Here is an 18,594-nt window from a genome sequence, read left to right on the forward strand (position 1 = left end):
ACGAAGGGGCGAATTTTACCTGTTTTCAAGGGGTTGACGGCGGCAAGGCAGCTTTTTGCTGCACTGCGGTGTAACATTCCGGGCAACAATTACTCGCCTTCCAGGCACCGAGACAGCCCATGGTTCCCCACCTGACTACCGCCCTGACCGGCCCCCTGCTCGAACTCGAGCGCAGTTTCCTTGCCAACAGCACGCAGATCGAGCGCTGGCTGCGCGCCCAATGGCAGGAACACACGCCGCCGTTCTATTCATCGTGCGACCTGCGCAATTCCGGCTTCAAGCTGGCGCCGGTAGACACCAACCTCTACCCGGGCGGCTTCAACAACCTCAACCCGGCTTTCCTGCCGCTCTGTGTGCAGGCGGCGATGGTCGCCATCGAGAAAATCTGTCCGGAAGCCCGCAATTTGCTGCTGATTCCGGAAAACCACACGCGCAACCAGTTCTACCTGCAGAACGTCGCCCAGATCGCCGCCATCCTGCGCCAGACCGGGCTGAACGTGCGCATCGGCTCGATGCTGCCGGAAATCACCAAGCCGACGCCGATCGAACTGCCGAACGGCCAGAGCCTGCTGCTCGAGCCGCTGGTCCGCAGCCAATTCCGCCTCGGCCTGGACGGCTTCGATCCCTGCGCCGTGCTATTGAACAACGACCTGTCGGCCGGCATCCCGGACATCCTGAAAAACCTGCATGAACAGTTCGTCCTGCCGCCCTTGCACGCCGGCTGGGCGGTGCGCCGCAAGTCGAACCATTTTGCCGCCTACGATCAGGTCGCCAACGACTTCGCCAAGGAAATCGGCATCGATCCGTGGCGCATCAACCCGGCTTTCTCGGTCTGCCGCAGCATCAATTTCCACGACCGCCAGGGCGAAGAATGCCTGGCCGCCAACGTCGCCGCCGTGCTCGATATCGTCAAGGAAAAATACAAGGAATACGAGATCGACGAGACCCCCTACGTCGTCGTCAAGGCCGACGCCGGCACCTACGGCATGGGCGTGATGACGGTGCGCAACGTCGATGAAGTGATCGCCCTGAACCGCAAGCAGCGCAACAAGATGAGCGTCGTCAAGGAAGGCCTGGAGGTCAGTGAAGTGCTGATCCAGGAAGGCGTCCATTCCTTCGAAACGCTCAACGACGCAGTGGCCGAGCCGGTCATCTACATGATCGACCGCTATGTCGTCGGCGGCTTCTACCGTGTCCATACCGGGCGCGGCAAGGACGAAAACCTCAACGCCCCGGGCATGCACTTCGAACCGCTGGCTTTCGAGACCGGCTGCAATCTGCCGGACTACGGCTGCAACAACCCGGATGCGGCGCCCAACCGCTTTTACGCCTACGGCGTCGTCGGTCGTCTGGCCTGTCTGGCCGCCGCCGTCGAGCTCGAACGCACGGCCCCTGAAAACGACTGAAAAGCCACCCGGTGACCCAGCAACTACATTTTGAAAAGCATCTCCTCGGTGGCAGCAGCCAGTCGCTGCGCCTGGCCTTCGTCGTCGACCCGCTCGACGAGCTGAAAGCCTGGAAGGACTCCTCGATTGCCATGATGCGGGCGGCCGAGAAGCACGGCCATGAGGTGTTCACCATCGACTGCGCGACACTCGGCTGGCGGCAGACCGAAGCCGGCCACCTCGGCGGGGTCCATGGCGAAGCGGTGCATATGCACATGCGCCCGGACGACCACGACTGGTATCGGGAAAAAGGCCGGGAATGGCTGCCGTTGAAGAGTTTCGACGCGGTCATCATGCGCAAGGACCCGCCGTTCGACTTCGAGTACCTGACCGCGACCTGGCTGCTCGAACGAGCCGAGGCCGACGGGGTACGCGTCTTCAACCGGCCGCGCGCCCTGCGCGATCACTCCGAGAAGCTGGCGATTGCCGAATTTCCGCAATTCGCCCCGCCGTCGCTGGTGGCCCGCGACATGCACCGCCTGCAGCAGTTCGTCGACGAACACCGCGACGTCATTCTCAAGCCGCTCGACGGCATGGGCGGCAGCCAGATTTTCCGCATTCACCGCAACGATCCGAACCGTAACGTCATCATCGAAACGCTGACTCACGAAGGCACCCGCACCGTGATGGCGCAGCGCTACCTGCCGGAAATCAGCCTCGGCGACAAACGCATCCTGCTGATCGGCGGCAAGGTCGTCCCCTGGTGCCTGGCCCGCATTCCCAAGGCCGGCGAAACCCGTGGCAATCTGGCCGTCGGCGGGACCGGCGTTGCTCAGGAACTGTCCCCGCGCGACCACGAAATTGCCGAAACCCTCGCCCCGCTGCTATTCAAGCGCGGCCTGATGCTGGTCGGCATCGACGTGATCGGCGGCAGCCTGACCGAAATCAACGTCACCAGCCCGACCTGCATGGTCGAAATCCGCCAACAAACGGGTTTCGACGTCGCCGGCGCCTTCATCACCGCCATCGAGCACGCATGCGGCATTACCTGATTCTGTTGGCGGCGCTGTGCCTCGCCGCCTGCAGCCGAACGCCGTTGCAGGAGCAGCAGGCCTATGTGTTCGGCACGCGGGTTGAAGTCATCGTCGTCAGCGTCGCGCCGGAACAGGGGCGGCAGGCCATCGCCGCCGTGCTGCATGAATTCGACCGCCTGCACCGCGCCTACCATGCCTGGCAGCAATCCGAGCTGACCGCGCTGAATCTGGCCATTGCCGCCGGGCGGCCGCAGCAAGTGACGCCCGAACTGGCCGATCTGGTCCGCGAGGCGCAGCAACTCAGCCGCCAGGGCGATTATTTGTTCGACCCGGGCATCGGCCAGCTGATCAAGCTGTGGGGCTTTCAGGCCGACGAGTTCAAGGCCGAACTGCCGCCGCCCGCCGAGATCGAAAGCTGGCTGGCCAGCAAGCCGTCGATCGCCGACCTGACGATCAGCGGGACCACCGTCAGCAGCCGCAACCGCCGGCTCGCCCTCGATTTCGGCGGCTACCTGAAAGGCGTCGCGCTCGACCGCGCGGCGGCCATCCTGCGCAGCCAGGGCATCCACAACGCACTGATCAACATCGGCGGCAACGTCATGGCGCTCGGCAGCAAGGAAGGCCGCAAGTGGAAGGTCGGCATCCAGCACCCGCGCCAGCCGGGGCCGCTCGCCACCGTCGAACTGGACGACGGCGAAGCGATAGGCACCTCCGGCGACTATCAGCGCTTCTTCGAGGTCGACGGCAAACGCTACCCGCATCTGCTCGATCCGCGCAGCGGCTACCCGGCCGACCATACCCAGGCGGTGACCGTCGTCATCCCGGCCGGCCCGAAGGCCGGCACGCTGTCCGATGCCAGCTCCAAGCCGATTTTCATTGCCGGGCCGGACCACTGGCGGGAAATGGCGCAGAAAATGAATATCGGCCTGGTTTTGCGGGTCGACCGCGACGAGCAGATCTTCGTCACCGCAGCCCTGCACCAGCGCCTCTCGTTCATTGGCCAGACGCCGGCCCTGACCGTCGTTCCCTGAGCCGCCACCGGCGCTTGACACCCCCGGCGGCACGCCGTATATCTGTTTGGCAAACTGTCAGGATAGGCAGCCGTATCGGCATATAACGAGGATCAGCGCGCGGGCACCCAACCAAAGGGGGATGTGGAATGTTGAAGGACGTCTCCTTCAGAAAGCCTGGTTTCGCCAACAGTCTGGTCCTGCGGATCGGGCTGCTCATTCTTTTCGCCCTCGCCGCCTTCACCCTCTGCCTCTATCTGCTGATCGGCCGCCCGACCATCGATCGGCTTGGTGAAAGCCAGATGCGCCTTGCCGCCGAACAGGTCGAAGCGCGCTACAGCCAACTGCTGAAAACCGTCGAAGCGACGCTGCGCAGCAGCCAGGGCTGGGGGGTTGCTGGCGACCTCGAACACGCCGAACTGCAGCGCTTCAACGAGTTCTTTTTCCCGATCATCGCCAATCATGGCGAAATCGCCTCGGTCATCCTGGCCCATCAATCCGGTCGCGAGATCCTGCTCCTGCTCGGTGAAGACGGGCGCTGGATCAATCGCCTGAGCAACCCGGCCGAGTGGGGCCAACAGACTTACTGGATCACCTGGAATGCGCGCCGCGAGATCGAAAGCGTCGAACTGCGCGAACGCGACTACGATGCCCGCCAGCGCCCGTGGTTCACCGGCGGCATGGCCCTGAGCAGCGACCAGGCCATTCACTGGACCGAGCCGTACATCTTCTACACCACCGGCGACCCCGGCATCACTGCCGCCATGCGCTGGACCGGCCGCGACGGCAGCACCTACATTATCGGCCACGATGTCCGCCTGAGCAGCATCGCCGAATACACGACGCGGCTGGCCCCGGGCAGCCACGGCCAGGCCGCCCTGTTTCAGGATGACGGCAAGCTGATCGCGCCGCCCCGCGACCCGCGCTTCCACGACCGCGACTCGATCAATGCCGCGGTCCTGAAAACCGCCGATGAACTTGGCCTGGGCGAACTGGCCGAGGGCTTTCGGCGCTGGCGCGCCGAGCCCAGCCCGGCCAGCCGGATGCACCCGTTGCACCGACCGGACGGGCGCTGGCTCAGCCTCTTCCAGCCGCTCACCGGGAGCGCCCAGCCGGTATGGCTGGGAGTCGTCGCGCCGGAAAGCGATTTCGTCCCGATTACCAGCCAGGATCTGCTCCTGCTTGGCCTGATCACGCTCTCCGCCCTCGCCCTCGGGATGGCCGTCGCCATCCGTATCGCCGGGCAGTTCGGGGAACCGCTCAAGGCCCTGGCCGAAGCCAGCGAACGGATCGGCCGACTGGAACTCGAGCAGCCGGTGGTCACCGCTGCGCCATGGCGCGAAGTGACCCAACTGGCGACGGCCCTCGAAGGCATGCGCCGCCAACTGCAGAGCGCCCGCTTGGCGTTGCAGGATGCCAATGCCGAACTCGAACACAAGATCGCCGAACGGACCCAGGCCCTGCGCCAGAGCCAGGGCAGCCTGCAGAAACGGGAAGCCTTCTTCCGGACCATCTTCGACAATGCGGCGGTCGGCATCATCAGCCTCGGCCCGGATCAACTGCCGACCCGGGTCAATCGTGCCTTTGCCGATTTCATCGGCTACCCGATCGAAGTGTTGCTGCAGAATCCGGATACCGTCGTCCTCACCGCGCCGGAACAGGCGCGCATGCGGGCCGCCCTGGCCAGCGTGGCCGACGCTGGCCAGGGCGGCCTGCGCAGCGAATTCGAGTTTGTCGACCAGAGCGGCCAGCCGCGCTGGGGCGACGTGCAGATCGCCGCCGTGCGCAATGAAAATGGCGAACTCGACTCGCTGCTGATTACCGTGCTCGACATTTCCGACCGGCGCGAAATCGAACGCGAACTGATCCGCCAGTTCGCCTTCCTGCAGGCCCTGCTCGACACCATTCCCAACCCCATTTTCTACAAGGGAGCCGATACCCGCTTCCTCGGTTGCAACCAGGCCTATGAAGAATTTTTCGGCGTCGAGCGGCGCGCCTTCATCGGCAAACGGGTACTCGACCTCGCGTATCTGCCGGAGGCCGCACGCCAGGCATACCAGGCCGAGGATGAAGCGACCATCGCCGCGTGCAGCCGCCTCGTCCGCGAAGCGCAGATGACGTCGGCCGACGGCAGCCTGCGCGACACGCTCTATTCGGTCAGCGGCTTTCGTGCCCCCGACGCCACGCCGGGCGGCCTGATCGGCGTGATCGTCGATATCACCGCCCAGAAGGACGCCGAGCGCGAAGCCGGCCGGGCGCGGGCGGCGGCCGAATCGGCGGCGGCCGCCAAGGCCGACTTCCTGGCCAACATGAGTCACGAAATCCGCACCCCGATGAACGCCATCATCGGCATGACCCACCTCGCCCTGCAAACCGAATTGACGGTGCGCCAGAAGAACTATCTGAGCAAGGTCGACAATGCCGCCAAGGGGCTGCTCGGCATCATCAACGACATTCTCGACCTGTCGAAGATCGACGCCGGCATGATGCTCTTCGAGCGCAGCGTGTTCAGTCTCGACGCGACGATGCAGCACCTCGCCGACCTGTCGGCGCTGAAAGCCCGCGAACGCGGCCTGGAACTGCTCTTCGACATCGCCCCGGAGGTTCCCGACCGGCTGATCGGCGACTCACTGCGGCTCGGCCAGGTGCTCCTCAACCTGGTCGGCAATGCCATCAAATTCACCGAAGCCGGCGAAATCACCGTCACTATCAAGCTCGAAGACAAGAACGCCGATCTGGTCGAACTCAGCTTCGAAGTGCGCGATACCGGCATCGGCCTGACCGTCGAGCAGCAGGCCCAGTTGTTCTCGGCCTTTACCCAGGCCGATACCTCGACCACCCGGAAATATGGCGGCACCGGCCTCGGCCTGTCGATCTGCAAGCGCATCGTCGAGCTGCAAGGCGGCCGGATCAGCGTCAGCAGCCAGCCCGGCGTCGGCAGCCGCTTCAGCTTCCTGATGCCTTTCGCGCTGCCCGCCGGCGACGCTGAAACGCCCGCCCGCATCGGCCTGCCAACCCACCTGCGGACACTGGTCGTCGATCACAGCGCCGCCGCCCGCGAGGTTTTCGCCCACATGCTTGACGCCCTGGGCATCGAGCACCGTTTGGCGGCGAGCGGCGCCGAGGCCCTGGCCGAAATCAATGCCGCCCGGCAAACCGGCCAGCCCTTCGGTCTGCTGATCATCGACTGGAAAATGCCGGCGATGGATGGTGTCGAACTGCTCGGCCAGCTGCGCCAAAGCCTAGCTGGCGAAGCCGAGCCGGCGATCATCATCAGTACCGCCGACGATCAGGCAGAACTACTTGGCGCCCTCGGCAACCAATCGGTCGGCGCCATCCTCGGCAAGCCGGCGACGTCTTCGTCACTGTTCGACAGCATCGTCAGCGCCCTGCACCAGGAGGTCGATCCGGACGAGCGTCTGGCCGAACCGGCCAAACCGGCCTACCGCCTGGCCGGGCGCCAGGTCCTGCTGGTCGAGGACAACGAGGTCAATCGCGAGCTGGCCGAAGAAATGCTGCGGATCGTCGGCTTGACCGTCGATCTCGCCGAAAACGGTCAACAGGCGGTCGACCGCGTCAAAGAGAAGGACTACGACCTGATCCTGATGGATTGCCAGATGCCGGTGATGGACGGCTACGAGGCGACGCGACACATTCGCCGGCTGGCCCCGAACGACCGGCTGCCGATCATCGCCATGACCGCCAACGCCCTGGCCGGCGACCGCCAGCTGTGCCTGGCCGCCGGCATGAACGATCACATACCGAAGCCGATCGATGTCGCCATGCTCTATGCCACACTGGCCCGCTGGCTGGACAGCCCGGCCCAGCCGACCCCCGGCGAAACGCCGGAGCCGGCCGGCAGGACAACCGGCGACATCGACACGGCCGGCGCCCTGGCCCGCCTCGGCGGCAATCAGCAGATGTATGACCGGCTGCTCAGCCGCTTCCGGGAAAACCAGCACGACGTCATTGACCGCCTGAGCCAGGCCTGGCAAACCGGCAACAACCCCGGCCTGATCCTGCAGGCCCACACCCTGCGCGGCCTGGCGGGTACGATCGGGGCCGTCGCCCTGGCCCGCACGGCGGGCGAACTGGAAGAGCGGCTGAAACAGAACGGCGCCCCGGATGGCCCGCAGATCGAGCGGCTGATCGCCCGGCTGGCGAGCGAATTGTTGCCCGTCTTCGCGCTGGCCGAGGCCATCGGCCAGGAACCCGAACTACCGAGGGTCGAACCGCCCGATCGCGCCACGCAGCACGTGATGCTGGCCGAGCTGCAGGAGCTTCTGGATAATGACGATGCGACAACCGGCCGTTATTTCGAAGAGCTGTCGGGTTGGCTGGCCGGACAAACCGATCCGGCCCTGGCCGACACCCTGGCGCGGCAGATCAGTCATTACGAATTTGAAGATGCACTCACCACGCTGCAACAAATCCGCAGCAAACTGACCACCTGAATGGACCGGAGAAGTCATGCCCAACCTGCTCCCCAAACAAAGCATCCTGGTCGTCGACGACACCCCGGACAACATCGATCTGCTGACCGACGTGCTGTGCGACGACTACCGGATCCGCGTCGCCACCTCCGGTGAAAAGGCGCTGAAAATCGTCTATTCCGACGAACCGCCCGATCTGATCCTGCTCGACATCATGATGCCCGGCCTGAGCGGCCTGGAGATCTGCCGACGCCTGAAGGCCAACCCCGACCGGCGGCGAATTCCGATCATTTTCGTCACGGCGATGACCAGCGTCGAGGATGAAGAACGCGGCCTGGCGCTCGGCGCCGTCGATTACATCACCAAGCCGATCAGCCCGCCGATCGTCCGGGCCCGGGTGCGGACCCATCTTGCCCTCTACGATCAGTCGCGCGAGCTGGAACGGATGGTCCGCCAGCGCACCGATGAACTGCTGACGACCCGCCAGCAGATCATCCGCCGCCTCGGCCGGGCCGCCGAATTCAAGGACAACGAAACCGGCAACCACGTCCTGCGCATGAGCCACTACGCCCGGCTGATCGCCAGCGCCCACGGCCTCGGCGAAGAAGCCGCCAACATCATTTTCAACACCGCGCCGATGCACGATATCGGCAAAATCGGCATTCCCGACTCGATCCTGCTGAAGCCCGGCCGACTCGATGCGGAGGAATGGAAAGTGATGCACCAGCACCCGATCATGGGTGCCGAAATCATCGGCAAGCACGAAAACGAACTGCTCGAGTCGGCCCGCATCATCGCCCTCTCCCACCACGAGAAATGGGACGGCAGCGGCTACCCGCGCGGCCTCAAGGGCGAAGACATTCCGCTCGAAGGACGCATCGTCGCCATCGCCGACGTTTTCGACGCGCTGCTCTCGCAACGGCCGTACAAATCCGCCTTTAGCGTCGAACGCTCGCTCGAGCTGATGGATGCCGAAAACGGTCGGCATTTCGATCCGCAACTGCTCGCAGCCTTCCGCCGGGCGCTGCCGGAAATCCTTCGGGTCAAGGACATCTACGCCGACGAATACGGTGCGTTGACCGATCTGGAGTTCCAGATCAAGGAGATCTACACCCATCAGGATGCACCGGAAGGCTATCCGGGCGTCCTGCTCAGCGACCGGAAAACCGAATAGTCCTCGAACGTAGCGCCAAGCCTGGCCCGATGAACACCGCAGAAATGCCGGCCCGGGCCGGCGGGCGGGACGGCATCGGCCGCCTCCGGCAGGCATGGCCGGCCGCTGAGTCCTTTACTCCGGGGCCCTTGAGTCCAGGCTGATCGTCACCGGCCCGTCATTGATCAGGCTGACCTGCATGTCGGCCCCGAACACCCCGGTCGGCACCGGCTTGCCCAGCTCGCCCGACAGTTTTTCGACGAAGCGCTCGAACAATGGCTGCGACACCTCACCCGGTGCCGCCCGGCTCCACGACGGCCGATTGCCCTTCTTCACCGAGGCAAAAAGGGTGAATTGCGAAACCGCCAGAATCTCCCCGCCGGCCTGCTGCACGCTGCGATTCATCACACCGTCCGCATCGGCAAAAATTCGCATCCGGACAATCTTGCCCGCCATCCACGCCAGATCGGCCTCGCCATCGGCCGCCTCGAACCCGGCCAGCACCAGCAAGCCGGCCCCGATCCGGCCGACCAACCGCCCATCCACCGCAACGGAAGCTTCATTGACCCGTTGAACGACAACCCGCATGCAAATGCTCTCCGTGAAATGGGAAAAGGCTCCAAAGGTTGGAGCCTTTACTTGCCACCGTCAAGGTAAGGGACAGAGAAGCAACTGCTTACTAGCGCAGCGACGCCTTTTCCGGGGCGCTCTCAAGTGAAAACGCGCCAGTGGTCATTTCCGCTTCGGCCTGTTCGGCTTGTCACCGACCCAGTCCGGCTTCGGAACGTACTGCCTGACCTGTGCGTCGAGTTGTTGGCTGTGATACATGTCGATGCACTTAAGCAGGTCAAAGCGGGCACCGGCGTAGCCTTCCACGGGGTTGCGGTAGTCGCGGCGCAGGTAGGTTTCGACAAGCTGTTCGGTTGCCGGGTCGCCTCGGTCGTCGTCGTAATAAGTCCATTCAATGAATGCACTTTTCGTTATCGCGGCATCCTCGCCGGCCGGCGTCCCTTTGTAGGCTTCCGCAATGCAGCCGGCTAGCGCCCGATCCTTGTAGTTCTCTGCGTTGGTCCGCCCCGTCGCAGTGATCGAATCCGCCGCCGTTGCAGTCAGCGATGAACACAGTACAAGAACGGCAAATACTGGTCTGGTCATGATCAACTCCTCCACTGTTTACTCAAATTGATGAGTCAGGCAGGTCGAGATGATAACGGCATAGGAATTCAATTTTCCAAGTTTTCTAGTTCACTGGTTTATCTCACCCTAACTTTGGCGAATGCGCCGTCAACCTTAAGCCGGGATCAGCCGCAGCAGGGTAATCTCCGACGGTGCGCCAAAGCGTTTGGGCGGCCCCCAGTAGCCGGTGCCGCGACTGGTATAAACGGCCAGCCGACCGAGTCGGTGCAAGCCGGCAGTAAAGGGTTGCTGCAACTGCACGAAATGATTCCACGGCCAGAACTGGCCGCCATGGGTATGGCCGGAAAGCTGAAGGTCGAAGCCGGCGGCTTCGGCAGCGGGCGCCGAGCGTGGCTGGTGGGCGAGGAGAATACGCAATAGATCGGGCGGGCTACCGGCGAGCGCCTGACTCGGATCGCTGGCCTGGGCAGAATCGAAGGCAGCCGCCGAAAAATCGGTGACCCCGGCCAGAATGAAGCGGGCGCCGCGGTGGGTGATGACGACGTGGCGGTTATGCAGTCCGCGCAGTCCGATACGCTCGAACTCGCACATCCAGGCTGCCGCACCGGAGTAGTACTCGTGGTTGCCGGTCACGACATAGCTGCCATGCCGGCTGGCCAACCCGCCAAGCGGCGCGGTATGGGCGCGCAACTGTCCGACGCTGCCATCGACCACGTCGCCGGTGATGGCGACCAGATCGGCATCGAGCTGATTGACGCGGTCGACAATGGCCTGGACGTATTCCCGCTTGATCGTCGGCCCAACGTGGATGTCGCTGAGCTGGACGATGGTGAATCCCGCCAGTTCATTAGGCAGTCCGGCCAGCGCGATATCGACACGGAGGACGCGAGCCACCCGCCGGGCATTGACGTAGCCGACCAGCGTAACCAGGCCGGCCAGACCAAGCACGGCGATGGCCGTCGGCTCGTTCAGCGACGGCGCATCAGCAAACAGCCGAACGACATCGCGCAGCACGGTCAACACCAGCACCGACGAAAACAGCCCCATTGCCAGACCGCCCAGCCAGCCGAGCCGGTCGGCCAGCGCCTGACGGGCAACGACGAAGCGCGCCAGCAGGCCGAGCGGCACGAGGCAGGTCGATATCACCAGCCCGATTATGGCCAGCACCAAGCCGCCGGTACTGAGGTCGAGGGCGGGCAGCAAGCGCCAGCCGATGTAGGCATGCAGGCCGCCGATGAGCGGCAGAAAACGCCACAGGGTGCGGCGCAAGCGGCCGGGCAGCGCATGCTGGCTCAGCGCCGGTCGAGGCAAGGATCGGGTCATGGACATGGGGTTCTTTTCGTTTTTGTTCTGTTCTGGCCCTGGCCGATGAAAACGCCCGGCCAGGGCTTGGGGTTGAGGTGCTGTTTTCAGTGCCCGCACTGGACAGCCGCGACCGCCCGGCCGAAACCGGGCAGCGCGTCTCTCGTCGCTCAGGCGCCGCCGGCAGGCTTGTCGCCCGTGTCGCCGCCGCTCGCCGAATCCTCGGCCTTATTTGCGGAACAACAATTGCTCCAGCGGCTACGGAAGCGCCCCTTGAGCTGCTGGCGCTCTTCCGGCGTCATCTTTTCCCAGCGTTCGCGGCGCTCGCGCCAATGGCCGTGGCAACCGCCGCGCATGCCGCCGAACAGGATCCGGCAGAGGACCAGCACGCCAAGCGCCTGCCAGTAGCCGATGGGTGAGACGCCAATAAACAGATCGGGCAGCAGGCAGTTCCACAACTGCATGACAACCCAGGTAACGGCAGCAATGCCGGCCACCGCCAGCAGCCCGATTTTGATGCAGCGCGCAACGCAGCCGGCTTTGTCAGTAGAGCATTTCATCATCGTCATTCCTTGTTCAAGATTGTTCGTCGTAAAGGGGGCGCAGGCGTTCGCGCAAATGCATGACCGCCTGCCGTTTCCAGCCAAGCAGGGTGTTCAGGGGTGTGCCGCGCTCGGCGGCCATGTCCTTGAAGCTGCGGCCATCGAGTTCGTGGGCAATGAATACGTCGCGCGGCCCGGGTGGCAACTCGTCGAGCGCCGTTGCGATGGCATCGAGCCACAGACGACGCAGATGCGCCGCCTCCGGGCCGCCATCGCTGGCTGGCATGGCGTTCTCCAGCCAATACTGCGCCTCGTCGTTCTCATCTGGCCCGACGGCTGGCAAGGGTTCCTCGCGCCGCTTGCGAAAGCGGTCGACAATGCGATTCCGCGCCACCCGAAACAGCCAGGCGCCGACCTGCTCGATCGGCTCCGGCAAACGCCAGGCCTCGACCAGTTCGAAAAAGACATCCTGCAGAATGTCCTCCGCCTCGCCCGGATCGGGCACCCGCTGACGAATGAAGCTCCCCAGACGCCCACTTTCGCGGACAACGGTTTCAGTCAGACGTCGGTTCCGCTCGGCCATCAGGATGGACTTTTCGTAAGGCGGTGGAAGAGAAAGCGATGTATCCATACCTGTGTAGACGAACGACAGGAGCGGATATTGTGGGGCGGCGAAAAAATAGTTGGCGCGACGCCAGTATGGACTCTAAAGCCTACTGCTACTGAAAACGGGGGGACGTCGGCGGCTTAGCCAAAAAGCGACTGAAATTGAAAGGCCCCTTTCGGGGCCTTTTTTCATTATCTGTGTCAGTAGTTTTTCACTAACTTGGCACAGTTTTCACTTTCTGTGTCATCCGACAACAATTATGTAGGATCTCATTGAGTTGCAAAATCCCTACTTAAAGCAATCAGCGACATAGCAATTTTGAATGAGACAACCGGCTTTTCCGTCTCAGACAAACTGCGATAATCCTACTCACTTGGTTTCTTGGGTCCAGGACTTCGAACCAGCTTGAAGGCCTCCGGCGGAGAGCCTGTGACCTGAGCAAGAAACCGCTGAATTTCGTCTTTTCGACTATACACCAACTGACGGCATGGTTCAGAACTGTGCCCTCGGATCGGATATATGCCTTGCTCTGCAAGCATCATCATCACTTTTCGAGATGATCTCCCCAGAATGGCAGCAATCTCCCGTCCAAATATGTAATTTTGGTGGAACAGATCGATATCCGATCTACGAACCCGCGAACCGACGCCTTTTATTGCCCCCAACCTTTCCGCTGGGATGACGCCATTCTGGGTTAGCCAGTAGGCGACCTGTTGCTTCACCTCCAAAATCTTGGCCAAGTCTGGAATGCTGACCCAGTTTGCCCGACTACTGTTCTGAGTAAGCACCCAAGCACGTAGCTGACCGGATTCGAAAACCCAGCGAGCAATTCCGCGAGCACTATCGAGGAGCGACAACGGGACGATTGTTCCGGCCCTTACTGCCTCGACCAGCGCCACGATCTCGTCTGCGTTCCAGTGCGAGTACTTGAAAACATGCGCAAGGGACACCTGATCCTCATCGGGAATACCTACCACTGGCAAATGACTGGCCAAAGAAAGCAACGCCTCCACCTCACCCCGAGGTACACACCAAGGCAAGAACTCTTTATCGTACGTACGCCGGGCAGAGGGGAATAGCAGGCGGAGGACACGCTGCATTCGGACCTTACCGATGCCCAGAACCTCCATCGCAGCACCCATCGTCATCTCGGATGCAATTTGGATGCTGATGTTATCCAACTGGTCGCGCCGCACGGTCAGAAAGCGACGGCCGGTTGTGCCAATCCACTCCTCTCCATCCAGATGGCCTTCCCGTACCAGATAGCTGAGTCGATCAATAGAGATACCTAGCCGTTCAGCAGCCATGCCTCCGGGAATCCACTGAACCTGAGCCAAGAGCGCCGGAGGTAATCTCCGGTTCCGCCTGTTGAGCCCCCGCTTCCAGTTTTCAGCCAGCCAGTGTTCAAATGACTGGCGGACATGATCAAAGGCGCGCCCTCTTAGCCCTCTATATAGATAGTGACTGAGGCGATTCAAAAACGCTCCTGGTCCAGGCTTTTCTCCATGAGCCGTATCCAGCCGCCTACTGAGCGAGCTGTGAAAGGTGCTGGGCCAGCCTTGAAGAATTTCGGCGGCAAGAGAAGTCACCGGCCACGACACGTCCAGACGTCCCGCCCTATATCGTTTCAGCGGTCTAACACCGGCGACCGGATCCAGATAGCTGCCCAGGAAACGAATTAGCCGCTGGATATCCTCGACCTTCATGCCATGGAGTACCGGAATCTCGAATGCTGCCTCCACCGGCCTGGCGAGCAGAGAAGATGCCAATACGGCAGAAAGTTGTCGCACAGACTGAGGACATTCCCGCGTCGCTTCTGCCCGTAAATCTGCACCGCAGGGACAACGCATCAGGTGGTGGCGGCTCCAATGCACCGGTGACCCACACGAAGAGCACCGATCAACCAACCAGACCCCATGTTCAGGACAAGCGTCGTGAAAGAGCAGTTCCCAGGACGCCTGCCAAACAGGCGACTCGCCCAGGCAATGCACACACCAGCGCGCCTGCTGCCTATTCCAGCTCCGGCCCATGTTATCTGCCAAGGCATTGATCCGTTCCACATGGGCATGCAACAGCGGATCAAGCTCCCTATCCGGCATCAGCTGGTTGCGCTGTAGATTGTCCAAATCAAAACGGACATTCAGTTGTTCAAGGTCGCGCAGGGTTAAGAAATTGGCCTCCGCAAGCCGCAGCAAATAGCCTTGTGGGCCTTCCTCTCGCTGAGGAAATGGACGCGCCAGCAAAATCGGTTCATTCATTGCGCCCCTCCCTTTGCCGACTTCAAGCCAATACGCCGGGCCAGCGGGGAACCGACAGGGTTGTGCTGCGTGTGCAGGTAAAAGACCTCCCCAACTCGGTCCAACGGCCGCAGGATTGATTCGGGGTAGAACGGATTGAGCCGGTCCGGCACCGCCGACCAGATGCGGTTGCGAAACGCTGCAGCCAGAACCGGTAAATCAATTTGCGGCTGTCGCGCAGTCACCGCCACAGATACGGCACCTTCCAAGACCTTTCCCAGATAGTCGAGCAGACCATAGCTGGCGATATACATCCGCCGAGCAAGATTAGCCTCAAACAGAGGGGTTTCAACCGGGATGGGTAGCAGTTTCTGAAACGACCGAAGTAGCCCGCGAAATTCGATGAAATCATCGTCGTCATCCATCGAAAACGGAGTGAGCTGGATGCGAGCGCAAAAGCGCCGAGCCAACTGTTCATTGCTGTCGACTACCAATGCCGCTTCGGGTAAACCACAGGCCACGATGCCGACGTTAGCATTCGAGATGAGGCGCTTCAGCCAATCCGTGACGTCGCGAAAGACGATCACAGTGGCTGTATAAAACAGATGTTGAAACTCGTCGAACAAGATCAGCTCAACCCCACAGCGCTCCAGCCAGATCAGGATCCGTTCTGTTTTTTCTGACGCCGTTCCGCGATGCGCTTTCGGATCCTTTAGTGCCACTAAGATAGCTTCGGCCAGACTTTTCGCACTCGGTGATGACGGTACGGAGACGCGTAACACCGGGATCCGAGTAATTCCCTTCTCGTGAACTCGGGGATGTTTCGATTCATAATGCTCAAGCAACGTACTCTTGCCACCACCGGAATGGCCGATAATCAGAAGGCCACCTCCCATCCCGTAGGCTTGGCGTCCATGATGCAACTCGGCCAGACGAAACATGCCTTCCCGGAAACGGCGGTGGGCAATTGGCTCTGATTTCAAGCGAAATCCGCACAAGAGTGAATCGACTGGCTTTTTTGCTCCCTGAAAGTTCGAATACTTTGTCATCAGTTCAAGCGGAAGCGTGCTCATGACTTAGCTCCCCCGGTAGGCGGAAAGTCCGGCAAGTCGTCATCGAGGCCAGCCGGTAAATCCGGCGGGGGAGACTGCTCCACCCGCTTGAGCGGCCGACGTGCCTCCTCCAGGGGATCCCGCGAATTGAGCACAGCGTCGCTGTCATGCATCAGCAACCCGGCACCACCTTTACGCTTAGCCATTTTCTTGTCCGCCATGGCTTGCCGCACGATGGCCTCAATCTCGGCACGGGCAGTAGTCATCTGCGTGATAGAAACGCTGTCACCAAACCGCCGCCTAGCTTGTTCACGAACCAGGCGATGAATATCTCTGGGCAGCTTGGCGGCGTACTCCTCAGCCACCGACGGCACCTGGATATATTCCTCGGCATATGTGTCGAATACGTGAATATGGGCAACCGTATCCTCGTAAAACTTCAAATCGACGGGCTTGTTTTCGCCGCAACGGCGGCGAATATCCTGAAGGCGATGCGAGTTGTAGTGCATGCCTTCCAACTCGATTCCGTAGTGGAATAGCGTCCGCCTCGCAGGAATACCGATGATGACTTCCAGTTCTTGCGGGTACACCGGCAGGTCAATGGGGCGATTGGGGGCCAGTTCCGTCCATTTTTGCAGTGGCGTCATACCGATCCCGCGATGTCGGGTCACGTTGTAGACCTCGACGATCCATTTGGTGATCAGATGCACTAGGGTTTCCATATCGATCACCGCTAATTCTTCGGCCGGGTAATCGCCACGATGATCGACCGATGAAAAAACCGTTCCTGGCAATCGATGGATCAAGCTAGAAGTCAGGGTCCGAAAAAACCGCTCCACACTCCCCTTATGCTCAGGCGTTCTTGCTCCACAGAAGAGAATCTCGATCCCCATTTCCTCGCAGGTTTTTTCGACTGCGCTGGCATGCAAATCCATCCCGTTGTCCAAAGCCACCAAGTCAGGTATCCCGAACGCAGGCCAGACGCCCTTGATATTCGGAAAACGCTCAAGCCATGCGTCCTTGGGCAAGATTGAGCAGCGAAGGCATTGCAGGACGCTATGCGCCGATGGCGAATTGAAACTGATATAGAACCCCATGACCATACGGGAGGCCTTGTCGATCGCCAACGTTAACCAAGGACGCCCCAAGGGAAGCATCGTTAGCAAATCGATGACGATCATATCCACCGGGCTGTGGTCCATCTCGACGCGCTCAAGGATGTTGTCGACCTTCATCCCGCCGAACGCGACACGATACTTTGTCCGTGTCGCTTCAGCTCCCAGCCGAGCACGATCCACGACATCTTGTTGTAGATCGGTGAGCCAACGGTAAATAGAGGCCCGACAAGGGGGTCGCTTCTTCTCCTTATCGGCACGGCCATTATTGAGCACCTCGTACAGGCGGTGGACCTCGTCGACGACCGCTGCCTTGGGCAGCTTTTGCATGCTCAGATAGACTAGATTGACGGCCTCTTCAAACACCGCGTATTTTTCGTCACTACGTGGCCCCATATGTGGCCTTCTATGGGGCACCAGGCTAATCACACATTGGTTAGCACGGTAAGTAATCCACCATCGATGCACTGTCGCCGGCGATGGCGGCTTGTCATCCTTAAGCTCGCTCGCGGCCTCGGCAATCAGGGGCTTCCAACGCTCAGGGTTGTAAGCATTGACCTCGGGTTTGACGTGCTGGATGTACGAAAGCCTGCGCCTGGCGGCCTTTTGCTTGCCCACCGGCAGCGTTGCCAAATCTCGCGGCGCGACAAGGTAGACGGCATTGGCCATTACGCCGATGGAGCTCTCATCAAGGACCCATTCCTGTTTGAGCCAGCGCAGATGAACTTCGGCGTCACTCAGATTGAGCAGCTCCCCGTCCTCCGCCTCGAATTGAAGCTTTGTACTGGGCAAGCGCCGGACCAACTCCCAGCGACGTTGGCCATCAATGTAAACAATGCCCTTTTTAGAAATAAAGCGTTTCATCGTTATGCCCTCCAGGAAGAGAAATCAATGTGGATGCCGTAATGGGGGCAGCCAAGTCACAACGCAGGTACCCCAAGGCAAGCAGTCGCCAAATGTCGGACTGCTTCATTTTTAGAACACCCAAGGGTTGCGGCCCATGCTTAAGGGCAATGGAAATCTGGCTCAGGAGACTCGGTAGTTCTTTGGTCGGCCGGTGGTGCCGCCTCAGTTTTTTGAGGTTGGAGAACAGGGGCTCACGCTGTATCTCCTGCTCCGTCAGAATTTGGTAATTCCATTCCTGAAGCTGATAGTGCGTAGCAATGGCGCGGTATTTTTCGGCATGCTTTTTCTGCAACAATTTGCTACTGGGCTTTACCTCGATACGGACTGAAATTCCACCGGTCGTGGTGATTTTGAAGTCTGGGTAATACTTTCTGAGCTCCGTGCCGTCCGGGTAATAAACCAACTCGGGTTGCGCGCAGTAGCTCACTACACCCGGAGAAAACTCAAAGAGATAAATGGCATAACGCTCAAGAATCGACTCCCAGCCGATCATTTTCTTTTTCATCTTCCGGGACGGGAAATAGCCACGAAAACCCCGCCCACTACGGTTCACAACATTGCGTACTGGCATGTTTGTTCCTTTTGAGCCACCGAAGACGCAACTCACCCTCGCATCGTCGGCAGACAGCGATAAAGCACCGGAAACAGGCGTAAAAATGCCCCTCGCAGGTATTAGCCGCG

The 18,594-nt window shown here is 61.1% G+C and carries 14 protein-coding genes; 5 read left to right on the plus strand and 9 right to left on the minus strand.

Annotation, left to right across the window (positions count from 1 at the left end; translation table 11 throughout):
- Positions 1-119: 119 nt before the first annotated feature.
- The 5 genes from gshA (at position 120) to ACLIKD_RS18580 (ending at position 9,036) form a co-directional block, all read left to right on the plus strand.
- Positions 120-1,406 carry a glutamate--cysteine ligase gene (gshA, locus tag ACLIKD_RS18560; protein WP_428826183.1) on the plus strand — a complete coding sequence of 429 codons (1,287 nt, stop codon included), beginning with the start codon at positions 120-122 and terminating at the stop codon, positions 1,404-1,406.
- 11 nt (positions 1,407-1,417) lie between these two features.
- Positions 1,418-2,437 (plus strand): glutathione synthase, encoded by a 1,020-nt coding sequence (gene gshB / locus ACLIKD_RS18565; protein WP_226471958.1) that lies wholly within the window; start codon positions 1,418-1,420, stop codon positions 2,435-2,437.
- Positions 2,422-3,450: an FAD:protein FMN transferase gene (locus ACLIKD_RS18570; RefSeq protein ID WP_428826184.1), complete on the plus strand. Its 1,029-nt coding sequence runs from the start codon at positions 2,422-2,424 to the stop codon at positions 3,448-3,450. The genes gshB and ACLIKD_RS18570 overlap by 16 nt, the downstream gene beginning before the upstream one ends.
- Positions 3,451-3,578: 128 nt before the next feature.
- Entirely contained in the window at positions 3,579-7,883 is a 4,305-nt protein-coding gene (locus ACLIKD_RS18575) for a response regulator (RefSeq protein ID WP_428826185.1), read from the plus strand.
- A 16-nt stretch (positions 7,884-7,899) separates the two neighbouring features.
- Positions 7,900-9,036, plus strand: a complete 1,137-nt coding sequence (locus ACLIKD_RS18580) for an HD-GYP domain-containing protein (RefSeq protein WP_428826186.1) — start codon at positions 7,900-7,902, stop codon at positions 9,034-9,036.
- A gap of 114 nt (positions 9,037-9,150) precedes the next feature.
- On the opposite strand, the gene dtd is transcribed toward ACLIKD_RS18580, so the two are convergent.
- The 9 genes from dtd to ACLIKD_RS18625 all read right to left on the minus strand — a co-directional run bounded on the left by dtd (position 9,151) and on the right by ACLIKD_RS18625 (position 18,484).
- On the minus strand, positions 9,151-9,603 hold the full coding sequence (dtd, locus tag ACLIKD_RS18585) for a D-aminoacyl-tRNA deacylase (RefSeq protein ID WP_428826187.1): 453 nt from the start codon (positions 9,601-9,603) through the stop codon (positions 9,151-9,153).
- A gap of 144 nt (positions 9,604-9,747) precedes the next feature.
- Complete coding sequence (locus ACLIKD_RS18590) at positions 9,748-10,170, minus strand: type VI secretion system amidase immunity protein Tai4 (protein ID WP_428826188.1); 423 nt, start codon at positions 10,168-10,170, stop codon at positions 9,748-9,750.
- Positions 10,171-10,305: 135 nt separating this feature from the next.
- Positions 10,306-11,481 (minus strand): metallophosphoesterase, encoded by a 1,176-nt coding sequence (locus tag ACLIKD_RS18595; protein ID WP_428826189.1) that lies wholly within the window; start codon positions 11,479-11,481, stop codon positions 10,306-10,308.
- A gap of 143 nt (positions 11,482-11,624) precedes the next feature.
- Positions 11,625-12,014, minus strand: coding sequence for a hypothetical protein (locus ACLIKD_RS18600; RefSeq protein WP_428826190.1), 390 nt, complete (start codon positions 12,012-12,014; stop codon positions 11,625-11,627).
- A gap of 16 nt (positions 12,015-12,030) precedes the next feature.
- The gene (locus tag ACLIKD_RS18605; RefSeq protein ID WP_428826191.1) at positions 12,031-12,579 is read right to left on the minus strand and encodes an RNA polymerase sigma factor; all 549 of its coding nucleotides are present in this window, start codon (positions 12,577-12,579) and stop codon (positions 12,031-12,033) included.
- Positions 12,580-12,968: 389 nt separating this feature from the next.
- Positions 12,969-14,861: a TniQ family protein gene (locus ACLIKD_RS18610; RefSeq protein ID WP_428826192.1), complete on the minus strand. Its 1,893-nt coding sequence runs from the start codon at positions 14,859-14,861 to the stop codon at positions 12,969-12,971.
- Positions 14,858-15,913, minus strand: a complete 1,056-nt coding sequence (locus tag ACLIKD_RS18615; protein ID WP_428826193.1) for a TniB family NTP-binding protein — start codon at positions 15,911-15,913, stop codon at positions 14,858-14,860. The genes ACLIKD_RS18610 and ACLIKD_RS18615 overlap by 4 nt, the downstream gene beginning before the upstream one ends.
- Complete coding sequence (locus ACLIKD_RS18620; protein ID WP_428826194.1) at positions 15,910-17,871, minus strand: hypothetical protein; 1,962 nt, start codon at positions 17,869-17,871, stop codon at positions 15,910-15,912. Before ACLIKD_RS18620 ends, ACLIKD_RS18615 begins: the two co-directional genes overlap by 4 nt.
- On the minus strand, positions 17,852-18,484 hold the full coding sequence (locus ACLIKD_RS18625) for a TnsA endonuclease N-terminal domain-containing protein (RefSeq protein WP_428826195.1): 633 nt from the start codon (positions 18,482-18,484) through the stop codon (positions 17,852-17,854). Before ACLIKD_RS18625 ends, ACLIKD_RS18620 begins: the two co-directional genes overlap by 20 nt.
- Between the last annotated feature and the right edge of the window lie 110 nt (positions 18,485-18,594).

This window comes from Azonexus sp. IMCC34842 (genome assembly GCF_050368855.1).
GTDB classification, from domain to species: domain Bacteria; phylum Pseudomonadota; class Gammaproteobacteria; order Burkholderiales; family Rhodocyclaceae; genus Azonexus; species Azonexus denitrificans_A.

Coding starts and splice junctions, on each gene's coding strand:
- gshA (WP_428826183.1), top strand. CDS start 120: ATGGTTCCCCACCTGACTACCGCCCTGACCGGCCCCCTGCTCGAACTC.
- ACLIKD_RS18570 (WP_428826184.1), top strand. CDS start 2,422: ATGCGGCATTACCTGATTCTGTTGGCGGCGCTGTGCCTCGCCGCCTGC.
- ACLIKD_RS18575 (WP_428826185.1), top strand. CDS start 3,579: ATGTTGAAGGACGTCTCCTTCAGAAAGCCTGGTTTCGCCAACAGTCTG.
- ACLIKD_RS18580 (WP_428826186.1), top strand. CDS start 7,900: ATGCCCAACCTGCTCCCCAAACAAAGCATCCTGGTCGTCGACGACACC.
- dtd (WP_428826187.1), bottom strand. CDS start 9,603: ATGCGGGTTGTCGTTCAACGGGTCAATGAAGCTTCCGTTGCGGTGGAT.
- ACLIKD_RS18590 (WP_428826188.1), bottom strand. CDS start 10,170: ATGACCAGACCAGTATTTGCCGTTCTTGTACTGTGTTCATCGCTGACT.
- ACLIKD_RS18595 (WP_428826189.1), bottom strand. CDS start 11,481: ATGTCCATGACCCGATCCTTGCCTCGACCGGCGCTGAGCCAGCATGCG.
- ACLIKD_RS18600 (WP_428826190.1), bottom strand. CDS start 12,014: ATGAAATGCTCTACTGACAAAGCCGGCTGCGTTGCGCGCTGCATCAAA.
- ACLIKD_RS18605 (WP_428826191.1), bottom strand. CDS start 12,579: ATGGCCGAGCGGAACCGACGTCTGACTGAAACCGTTGTCCGCGAAAGT.
- ACLIKD_RS18610 (WP_428826192.1), bottom strand. CDS start 14,861: ATGAATGAACCGATTTTGCTGGCGCGTCCATTTCCTCAGCGAGAGGAA.
- ACLIKD_RS18615 (WP_428826193.1), bottom strand. CDS start 15,913: ATGAGCACGCTTCCGCTTGAACTGATGACAAAGTATTCGAACTTTCAG.
- ACLIKD_RS18620 (WP_428826194.1), bottom strand. CDS start 17,871: ATGAAACGCTTTATTTCTAAAAAGGGCATTGTTTACATTGATGGCCAA.
- ACLIKD_RS18625 (WP_428826195.1), bottom strand. CDS start 18,484: ATGCCAGTACGCAATGTTGTGAACCGTAGTGGGCGGGGTTTTCGTGGC.